Genomic DNA, 9870 nt, shown 5'->3' with positions numbered 1-9870 from the left:
TGCCTGAGCAGTGATGCCTGCTTGCCCAGTGCCCACGGCGCCGGAAGCGATCCATTGCCAACAGCAGACCCAGCCCCATCAAGGCCGCATCGGATGGCCGATGCCGAGGCGCCGCAGTCGATCGCCTCCGAAGACACCCCCCCCTCAGCCCAGATCCGCCAGCCGCTGCCGCGCCAGGGCCGCCTGGGCCTCGGCTTCGGCCAGGTTGGCCTTGCACTCGGCCACCACCTCGGGTGGCGCCTTGCCGGCGAAGTTGGGGTTGGCGAGGCGGCCGGCCAGGCCGCTGATCTCCTTGGTGGCCTTGGCGATGTCCTTCTCCAGGCGCGCCCGCAGGGCGTCGAGGTCGACCAGGCCCTCCAGGGGCAGCAGCACCTGCAGCTCGCCGCTCACCGCCGCCAGGGCCCGTGCCGCCGGCCGCTCGGCTGCCGTCGCCGGATCCAGCACGGTCACGCTCTCCGCCTTGGTGAGGGTGGTGATGTCGTCGCTGCCCTCCCGCAGCACCGCCGCCAGCTCCTCGCGGCCGGTGATGAACAGCACCGGCGCACCCTGGTTGGGCTTGAGGCCCGCCACGGCCCGCAGGTTGCGCACCACCCGGATCGCCTCGATCAGCTCGGCGAACGACGCCTCAAGACCTTCATCGAGGGCGGCCGGCTCCACCGCCGGCCAGGGCTGCAGGGCCAGGAAGGTGCCTTCGGGGGCGCCGGTGAGCCCGTGCCAGAGCTCCTCGCTCAGGTGGGGCATCAGGGGATGCAGCAGCACCAGCAGCTCCGCCAGCACCTTGGCCAGCACCTGCCGGGCCACGCGCTGGTCGGCCAGCACCTCGGCGGTGAGGGGCTCCCCTTCGGCGGCGGGGCGCGGGTTGAGGCGCCGCTTCAGCAGCTCGATCGTCCAGTCGCAGACCTCGTTCCAGGCGAACTCGTAGAGCCCCTTGGCGGCTTCCCCCAGGCCGTAGCTGGCGTAGCGCTCGGCCGTCTCGCGCTTCACACGCTCCAGCCGCGACAGGATCCAGCGGTCGGCGAGCTGCAGGTGCGCCGGGTCCGGGGCCCCCAGGCTGGCGGGCGTCTCACCGCCCAGGTTCATCAGGGCGAAGCGGGTGGCGTTCCAGAGCTTGTTGGCGAAGTTGCGCGCCGCCTCCACCGTGGCGGAGCTGCCGTCGTTGCGGTCGTAGTCGAGGCGGATGTCCTGGCCGGCGCCGGCCACCTCGCGCACCAGGGCGAAGCGCAGGGCATCGGCGCCATAGCGCTCGATCAGCGGCAGCGGATCGATGCCGTTGCCGGCGCTCTTGCTCATCTTGCGGTTGTTCTCGTCCCGCACCAGGCCGTGGATCATCACGTCGGCGAAGGGCATCCAGGCCTTGCCGGCGCCAAGGGGCTGCATGGCGCCGGCCAGCATCGTCATGCGGGCCACCCAGAAAAAAATGATGTCGAAGCCCGTCACCAGCACGCTGGTGGGGTACCAGCGGGCCAGGTCGGCGGCCTCGCCCTCGGGCCAGCCCAGGGTGGAGAAGGGCCACAGGCCGCTGGAGAACCAGGTGTCGAGCACGTCCGGGTCCTGCTCCAGCTGCAGCTCCCGGCCGGCGGCCCGGGAAGCCTCGCCGTGGGCCGCTTCCGCCTTGGCGACGGCCTCCGCGGCATCACGGGCCACCACGTAGGGCGTGGCCTCGGTGATCACGCCGCCGGTCTCGCTGACCACGAACCAGGCGGGGATGCGGTGGCCCCACCAGAGCTGACGGCTGATGCACCAGTCGCGGATGTCGGTGAGCCAGTCGCGGTAAACCTTCTCCCAGCGCTCGGGCACGAAGCGGGGCGCGCCGCCGTCGAGGGCCTCGCGGCAGCGGGCCGCCAGCGGTTCGGCACGTGCGAACCACTGGGTGGAGAGCAGCGGCTCCACCGGCACCTTGCCGCGATCCGAAAAGGGCACGCTGTGGCGGTGGGGCTCCACCTTCACCAGGAACCCCTCCGCCTCCATCGCCGCCACCACCGCCTTGCGGGCCTCGAAGCGGTCCAGGCCGGCGAAGCGGCCGGCCGCCGCGTTCATGCTGCCGTCCTTGGCCATCACCGTGATCAGGGGCAGGCCGTGGCGGCTGCCGATGGCGAAGTCGTTGGGGTCGTGGGCGGGGGTCACCTTGACGCAACCCGTTCCGAAGGCCGGGTCCACGTGCTCATCCGCCACGATCGGGATCTGCCGTCCCACCAGGGGCAGGGTGATCGTCTGCCCCACCAGGGCGGCGTAGCGCGGGTCGGTGGGGTGCACCGCCACGCCGGTGTCGCCCAGCAGGGTTTCGGGGCGGGTGGTGGCCACCACCAGATGGTCGGTGCCATCGGCGGCGGGGCCGCGACTGAGGGGATAGCGGAAGTGCCAGAGGTGGCCGTCAAGCTCCTTCATCTCCACCTCCAGATCGCTCACCGCCGATCCCGAGGCCGGGCACCAGTTGACGAGGTATTCGCCGCGGTAGATGAGCCCCTGCTCGTGCAGGCGCACGAAGGCCTCCACCACCGCCGCGCTCAGGCCGGGATCCAGGGTGAAGCGCTCCCGGCGCCAGTCGACCGAGTAGCCCAGCCGGCGCAGCTGGCCCACGATCGTGCCGCCGCTCTCCCCCTTCCAGGCCCAGGCCCGCTCCAGGAAGGCGTCGCGGCCCAGGTCGTCCTTGCTGCCGCCTTCGGCCTTGATCTGCTTCTCCAGCAGCGTCTGCACGGCGATCGAGGCGTGGTCGGTGCCGGGCAGGCACAGCACGTTCTTGCCCTGCAGGCGCTGGAAGCGCACGATCGTGTCGATCAGGGCCGTCTCGAAGCCGTGGCCCATGTGCAGGCTGCCGGTCACGTTCGGCGGCGGGATGACGATGCTGAACGGTTCCCCGGGCGCCGTGGGGTCGGGGTGGAAAGCTCCGGCCTGCTCCCAGGCCGCCTGCCAGCGCGCCTCGGTGGCGGCCGGGTCGTAGGTCTTGGGCAGGGAAGACTCGGTCACGGGCTGGGCGCGGGCAGTGCGCCCATGGTCTCAAAGCGGGCTGGCGCTCAGCGCGCCGACTCCGGCTCCAGCTCCACCCGGTTGCGCCCCCGTTCCTTGGCCCGATACAGCACCTGATCGAGCCGATGGAACCAGGCTTCGGCCGACTCCCAGGGCCGTCGCTGCACCACCCCGGAGCTGATCGTCACCCGTCCCACGACCGCGAAGGGCTCCGCCTCCACCCGTTGCCGCAGCCGCTCCGCCATCTGACGGGCCTCCTCCTCGGCACGGCTGTTGGACATCAGCACCAGGAACTCCTCGCCGCCCCAGCGGCCGACGCCGTCGCAGCTCCGCAGCTGGGCTTCCACCCGTCGCCCCAGCTCCACCAGCACTTGGTCGCCGGCCAGGTGGCCGAAGCGGTCGTTGACGTCCTTGAAGTGATCGATGTCGAAGAGCACCAGGGACAGGTCAGCGCCGTAGCGATCGGCACGATCGATCTCCCGGCGCACCCGCTCATCCAGTTCCCGCCGGTTCCAGAGCCCGGTGAGGCCATCGGTGGTGGCCAGCAACACCAGCTTCCGGTTGGCGGCCAGCAAGGCCTGGTTGGCCGCCTCGGCCTCTGCCCGGGCCTGCTGCAGTTCGAGCGCCGTGCGCTTGCGCTCCGTGATGTCACGGCTGACCCCCAGCAGCTCCAGGAAGGCCCCCTGCTCGTCCAGCACCGGCAGGGCGATCACGTCCATCCAGACGGTGGAGCCGTCGCGGCAGTAGTACTCCAGCTCGCCGCGGAAGGACTGGGGCGCTCGGCCGGCCTGCAGGTCCTCGACCAGCTGGGTGAAGTAACCCAGGGAGATCGCCAAGGAGTCGGGGGGATGGATCTGCTCGATCGGCTGGACCATCGCCTCCTCCGGCGTCAGGCCCCGGAGGCTCTCCACCGCCTGGCTGACCGAGGTGATCGAGCCATCGGGCGCCATGGTCCAGATCACATCCCTGGCGTTCTCGGCCAGCAGCCGATGGCGCTCCTCGATCAGGCGCCGCTGCCGCTCGGCGGCCCCGATCCGCCCCTGAGCAGGGCTGTCCAGATGGGGCCGTGGCGCTCCGCTGGCCGACAACGGGACCGATCAGAGGATCTCTTCATCATCCACATCGCCCCACCCCACGGCTTCGCCCCGGCGCAAAACATTCACGCGGAGCGCGACGACTGAGCCACCCAATCCCCGTAGCCTCAGCCCATGGCTGACGGCTGGGAATCACGGCTGGAGCGCTGGCGGCAGGCGGGCCTGATCGACACCGCCGGCGCCGAGGCGATCCGGGCCTGGGAACGGGCCCAGCCGGGCCGCCCACGGCTGCGGGTGCCGGTGCTGGTGGCGGTCGCTCTCGGGGGCGTGCTGGTGGCCGCCGGGCTGCTGCTGTTCGTCTCCACCCACTGGGCGGCCCTCGGACCCGGCCAGCGCTTCGGCCTGCTGCTGGCGCTGGTGGTGGGCCTGCACGGGGGCGCCGCCGCCGTGGAGAGCCGCTTCCCGCCCCTGGCCGTGAGCCTGCACGGCGTGGGCACGGTGACCCTGGGGGCGGGCCTGTTCCTGGCGGGCCAGCTGTTCCACCTCGAGGCCCAATGGCCCCTGGGGCTGCTGCTCTGGGCCATCGGCGCGGGCCTGGGCTGGGCCCTGCTGCGCCAGTGGCCCCAGCTGGCGCTGCTGGCCCTGCTGGGGCCGGCCTGGCTGCTCAGCGAATGGCAGAGGGCCGTCGACACCGCCACCGAGGCACTCCAGCAGGGATCCGGGGATCCGACGGCCGTGCTGGCCCCGGCGGCGGGTCTGGTGCTGCTCAACCTCTGTTATCTGGCGGCGCCGGCGGGGGCGGGCCCCGCCTCCCCGCCGCGGCGGGTGCTGCTCTGGCTCGGCGGCCTGGGCCTGCTGCCGGCGGGCCTGCTCTGGCAGCTGCTCAGCCACGGGGGGCCGACCAGCGCCTCCCTGCCGCTGCCGCTGGCCCTGGTCGGCTGGGCCGTCGCCCTGGGGGGCCCCCTGCTGCTGGGCGTGGGCCTGCGGGGCCGGCGCGCCTGGCCCCTGGCGGTGGCGATCGGCTGGCTGCTGCCGGGGGTGGCGCTGGCCTGGTCCACCCACCAGGACGCCGGCGTGTTCACCTATCTGTTGTGGGCGGTCGGCGGCCTGCTGCTGGTGGCCTGGGGCGTGATGGAGGGCCGCTCCGAGCGGGTCAACTTCGGCGCCGCCCTGATCGCCATCGACGTGCTCGCCTTCTACGTCTCCCAGGTGATGGACAGCCTGGGACGCTCCGCCAGCCTGATCGGGCTGGGGGTGCTGTTCCTCGGCGGCGGCTGGGGCCTGGAGCTGCTGCGCCGCCGGCTCGTGGCCCGGGCCATCGCCAGGGGGACCCCATGATCCCCGGGCCGGCGCGCGGCCTGCTGGTGGCCCTGCTGCAGGGCGGCCTGCTGCTGAGCCTGGGGGGCCAGCTGCTGCTGGATCGGGCCACCCGGCCCCGGGGCTGGATCCTGAGCGAGCCGGTGGATCCCTACCTGCCGATCCGGGGGCGCTACGTGAACCTGGCCCTGCTGGTGCCGGCCCCCGAGGTGCCGGCCGGCCAGTCCAGAGCCTGGTCGGGGGAGCGGCTGGTGCTGCGCAGCGAGGCCGCCCGGGTGCGGGCCACCCTGGCCACGGACGCCACCCCCCGCTCCAAGAGCCTTGCGGCGACACCGCAGGGCGAAGGCTGGCGCCTGGGGCCCTCGGTGGCCTACTTCATCCCGCCCGGGGTGGCGGATCCCTCCCGCCGTCCGGCCGGCGAGCGGCTCTGGGTGGAGGTGACGCTGCCGGCGCAGGGTCCGCCCCGGCCGATCCGGCTGGGGGTACGGCGGGGCGACGGGCCGATCACCCCCCTCGAACTGCGCTGAGACTGGCCCTGGGCCAAGGGCTGACCTGGACACAGCCCGCCCCCGGCAGCCCGCCTAACCTCCGCCGATGGCCACCGCCCCGCCCCTGGAATTCCTGCCGCCCCGCCTGGATGGCCGGGTGCTGGCGCTCGGCCGGCTGGTGCTGCCGCTCTGGCTGCGCTGGCGCTGCCGGATTGCGGCGGTGGAGGTGGAGGGCATGGCCACGCTCGTGGAGGCGATGCGCTCCTTCCAGGCCGGGGAGAGCCGGCTGCTGATCGCCTTCCGGCACCCGAGCCTCGACGATCCCCTGAGCATGGCCCGGCTGCTGTGGGTGGAGCTGGCCGAAGCAGGCCGGCGGCAGGGCCTGCGCTTTGATCCGGCGCCCACCGGCCAGTTCCTGTTCGATCGCGGCATCCCCCTCTGGGCCGGGCCGGCGATGGGGTGGATCTTCACCCACCTGGGCGGCGCCTCGATCCAGCGCAGCAAGCTCGATCTGCCCGCCCTGCGCACGGCCCGGAAGCTGCTGCTGGAGGGGCCCCATCCCTTCGCCCTGGCGCCGGAGGGGGCCACCAACGGCCACAACGAACGCCTCAGCCCCCTGGAGCCCGGCACCGCCCAGCTCGCCTTCTGGACGGCGGCCGACCTGGCGGAGGCCGGTCGCCACGAGCGGATGGACCTGCTGCCGATCGGCCTGCAGTACAGCTTCATCGAGCCGGTCTGGGGGGCGATCGAGGCGCTGCTCTGCCGCCTGGAGGAAGGGGCCGGCCTGGCCCCCGATCCCGGCCACGACCTCGACCCGTCCCGGTTGCATGGGCGGCTGGTGCGCCTCGGGGAGCGGATGCTCGAGCAGATGGAGGCCTTCTACCGCGACAAGGTGCACCTGGCCCTGCCCGAGGCGTGCGCGCCCGCCGCGGACACCGCAGAGCCGGAGCCCGCCTTCGGGCCCCGGCTGCAGCGGCTGATGGATCTGGCCCTGCGGCGGGTGGAGCAGTCCTTCGGCATGGGGCCCAGCGGCAGCCTCACCGACCGCTGCCGGCGTCTGGAGCAGGCCGGCTGGGACCGGCTCTACCCGGCCCAGCCCCCCGGCGGCGAGCCCCCCAGTCCCCTGGCCCAGGCCCTGGCCGACCGGCTGGCGGAGGAAACGGCGGCCCAGCTGTGGCACATGCGCGTGGTGGAGTCCTTCGTCGCGGTGAGCGGCAGCTACGTGCGGGAGCGGCCGAGCCAGGAGCGCTTCGCCGACACCCTGCTGCTCCTCTGGGACACCCAGTGCCGGATCCAGGGCCACACGGCCAACCAGCGCCCCCGGCTGGGGCGGCGGCGGGTGCGGATCAGCATCGACCGGCCGATCGTGGTGGATGGCCGCCTCGCCGACTACCGCCGGGATCGGCGCCAGGCGGTGCAGGCGCTCACCGAGGAACTGGAGCTCCGGCTGGAGCGGCTGATCGTGCCGTCGCGCCTGGACTGACCAAAGGACCGGGGCCTCAGCCGGCGGCGAGCCGCGCCACGTAGGCGTCCAGCGTGCCGGCATTGATCCAGCCGGTGGCGATGGTCTTGCTGTGGGTCTGGCTGACGCGGCCCCGGTGCACATGGGAGAGGCCGGCGGGGAAGATCGCCAGCTTGCCCTTGACAGCCTCCTCGTGGTGGTCCTGCCAGTGGAATTCGGTGCCGGCGTCGGGGACGGTGTCGAGGTAGAGGATCCAGGCCAGCACGCGGCGGATCGGCTCGGTGGCCTCATCGCTGGTGTTCCAGTCGCAGTGCCAGCTGAAGAACCCCTCCCCCGGCGCATAGCGCTGCAGGTTGAAGATCGGGTTGACGAACAGGGAGCGCTCCGGGCAGCAGGTGAGGAACAGGGGCCGCTCGGCCAGGTAGCGCTTCAGGCCGGCGGAGACGCCGCGCATGATCACGTCCGCCAGGCCCTGGGCCTCGGGGTCGGAGCGGTCGATCCACACCAGGCTGATGTCGGTGGAGATCTTGCCGGGATCCGCCGCCCCCACCGCACCGGGATCGCCGTCGCCCGCCTCGGCGCCGAAGGAGAAGGCGACCCCGCGGCGCTGCAGGTCGGTGCGGCGGTCGAAGAAGGCCATCGCCGCATCGGCCAGGGCCACATAGCCGGGATCCTCGAAGCTGCCGATCAGCCGCATCCGCGCCCAGATCCTCTCGGACATGGAACCTAGAACGCAGGCCCGACGTCCACCGGGGGTGTCCTCGGCGTCTTGACGGGGCCCGCAGGATCGGCAGAGTGCCGCCTGTCGCCTCCCCCGGACCGTCTTGCCGATGACGCCGTCGCCGCTGCACCCCGCCTCCCGCCAACGTCCGCTCCGGCCTGGCCATGGGCTGCTTGGCCTGGCCCTGGGGGCCTGGGCCGGCGCCGGCCTGCTGGCCGCAGGCGCCCCCGCCGACGCCGCTCCGTACCGGGTCCGGACCCTGGCGACGGGGCTGGAGAATCCGCGCGGGCTGACGATCGCGCCGAACGGCAACCTCGTGCTCAGTGAAGCGGGCCGGGGCGGCAGCGGCCCCTGTCTCGTCGCCGGCAGCGGCAACACCCTCTGCTACGGCACCACCGGGGCCGTGGGCCTCTTCGACCGCAACACCAACGTCTATTCCCGGGCGCTCTCCAACCTGCCCTCCCTGGCGGTCCAGTCCTCCCCCCTGTTCCCGGAGGGAACGGGCCTGGCGGACCTCGCCTTCAACGGCTCCGGCCAGCTCTTCGGCGTCTTCGGCTTCGGCGCCAACCCCACCCTGATCCCCGGCGCGGGCAGCTCCCTCTTCGGCCAGACGGTCGCCATCGACCTGACCGCCGGCAGCCTGACGCCCCTGGCCGACATCGCCGGTTTCGAAGCGACGCAGAATCCCGACGGCAAGGATCTCAACAGCAATCCCTTCGCCCTGGTGGTGCGCGGGGACGACACCTACGTCACCGACTCGGGCGGCAACAGCCTGGTGAAGGCCAACGGCGCCAACCAGGTCTCGCTGGTGAACGTGTTCCCGGAGGAGCTCGTCACCACCCCGCCGCTGCCCTTCCCCTTCCCCTTCCCCGAGGTCCCGGCCCAGGCCGTGCCCACCGGCATGACCATCGGCCCCGACGGGGCGCTGTACATCGCCCAGCTCTCCGGCTTTCCCTTCGCCCCCGGGACCGCCGACGTGTTCCGCTACGACTTCACCAACCCGGTGACGAAGTTCGCCGGCGGCTTCAGCAACCTGATCGACATCGCCGCCGGACCGGATGATTCGCTCTACCTGCTCCAGTACAGCGATGACTTCTGGGGCCCCCCGTCGGGCAGCATCCTGAGGCTGGGCCTCGATGGCAGCGTCCGCACGATCTTCGACGACCTGGTCAGCCCCACGGGCCTGGCCGTCGGCCGCGACGGCACGATCTACGTGGCCAACGATGGCGACGGGGTGAACGGCCAGCTGCTCGCCCTCACCCCGTCGCCGGTGCCCGGCCCCCTGCCCCTGCTCGGCGTCGGCGTCGCCTTCGCCCAGGCCCGGCGCCTGCGGCGCCGCTGCGCCGGCCTCAGCCCTGTCCGTTCCGCCAGGGCACGGCGACCAGCGCCTCCAGCGATTGCCAGCGGCCTCGATCGTCCGACACCAGCGGGCTGAGGCCCACCGCCTCGAGGGCGGCGGCCACCCGCTCGGGGGCGATGGCCTCCGGGGTGCCGGTCGCGGGCCCGGGCTCCAGGGGCAGCACGAGCACCTGCTGCTCGGCCGGATCGGCCATCACCCGCAGGTTGTGGTCGGGGAGTTCCCGCTCGAAGAACAGCCGCCGCATGCGGGCCGTGAGCGCCGGACCCAGGGCCGCCGCGAAGGCCTCGAGGGCCCGGGCCTCCCCGGAGCAGCCGCAGCTGAGGGCCAGCCAGATGAGCAGCTTGGCCCAGCTCTCCGCCGTCCACAGGGGCGGGAAGCTCTGCCGGTGCTGGCGCACCAGTTCGGCGATGGCGAAGTCGAACAGGGTGCCCTGCAGGGAGGCCACCGATGGCAGGGGTTCCTGATCCATCCAGCCATCCTGACGGCCAAGCGGCAAACTGCAGGGGCAACGACCGTCCCTGGAG

Annotated in this window: 8 protein-coding genes; 4 read left to right on the top strand and 4 right to left on the bottom strand. The window is 72.8% G+C overall.

Translation table 11 applies throughout. The features are described 5' to 3' along the window. Window positions 1-144 precede the first annotated feature (144 nt). A complete protein-coding gene (locus H6G99_RS04750) occupies window positions 145-2964 on the bottom strand; it encodes a valine--tRNA ligase (RefSeq protein WP_190610238.1) in 2820 nt (939 codons plus the stop codon). A gap of 47 nt (window positions 2965-3011) precedes the next feature. Then, entirely contained in the window at window positions 3012-4052 is a 1041-nt protein-coding gene (locus H6G99_RS04745) for a GGDEF domain-containing protein (RefSeq protein WP_190610236.1), read from the bottom strand. 120 nt (window positions 4053-4172) lie between these two features. On the opposite strand from H6G99_RS04745, the gene H6G99_RS04740 reads away from it, so the two are divergent. The 3 genes from H6G99_RS04740 (at window position 4173) to H6G99_RS04730 (ending at window position 7286) form a co-directional block, all read left to right on the top strand. After that, window positions 4173-5336: a DUF2157 domain-containing protein gene (locus H6G99_RS04740; RefSeq protein WP_190610234.1), complete on the top strand. Its 1164-nt coding sequence runs from the start codon at window positions 4173-4175 to the stop codon at window positions 5334-5336. Beyond that, the gene (locus H6G99_RS04735) at window positions 5333-5842 is read left to right on the top strand and encodes a hypothetical protein (protein ID WP_190610232.1); all 510 of its coding nucleotides are present in this window, start codon (window positions 5333-5335) and stop codon (window positions 5840-5842) included. Before H6G99_RS04740 ends, H6G99_RS04735 begins: the two co-directional genes overlap by 4 nt. Window positions 5843-5909: 67 nt before the next feature. Continuing rightward, window positions 5910-7286 carry a 1-acyl-sn-glycerol-3-phosphate acyltransferase gene (locus H6G99_RS04730; protein WP_190610231.1) on the top strand — a complete coding sequence of 459 codons (1377 nt, stop codon included), beginning with the start codon at window positions 5910-5912 and terminating at the stop codon, window positions 7284-7286. Between the two features lie 16 nt (window positions 7287-7302). Here H6G99_RS04730 and H6G99_RS04725 read toward each other — a convergent pair whose 3' ends face one another. Further along, window positions 7303-7962, bottom strand: a complete 660-nt coding sequence (locus H6G99_RS04725) for a 2OG-Fe(II) oxygenase (RefSeq protein ID WP_190610535.1) — start codon at window positions 7960-7962, stop codon at window positions 7303-7305. A gap of 133 nt (window positions 7963-8095) precedes the next feature. Here H6G99_RS04725 and H6G99_RS04720 point away from each other — a divergent pair, with 133 nt between their 5' ends. Next, window positions 8096-9421 (top strand): ScyD/ScyE family protein, encoded by a 1326-nt coding sequence (locus H6G99_RS04720; protein ID WP_190610228.1) that lies wholly within the window; start codon window positions 8096-8098, stop codon window positions 9419-9421. Here the strand turns inward: H6G99_RS04720 and H6G99_RS04715 are convergent. After that, window positions 9336-9815, bottom strand: coding sequence for a protein phosphatase (locus tag H6G99_RS04715; RefSeq protein ID WP_190610227.1), 480 nt, complete (start codon window positions 9813-9815; stop codon window positions 9336-9338). The two genes, H6G99_RS04720 and H6G99_RS04715, sit on opposite strands and share 86 nt — an antisense overlap. Between the last annotated feature and the right edge of the window lie 55 nt (window positions 9816-9870).

This window comes from Synechococcus sp. FACHB-909 (assembly GCF_014698945.1).
Lineage (GTDB): Bacteria > Cyanobacteriota > Cyanobacteriia > PCC-6307 > Cyanobiaceae > Cyanobium.
The sequence above is the reverse complement of the archived record's forward strand: the minus strand, read 5'-3'. Positions and strand labels throughout refer to the sequence as shown.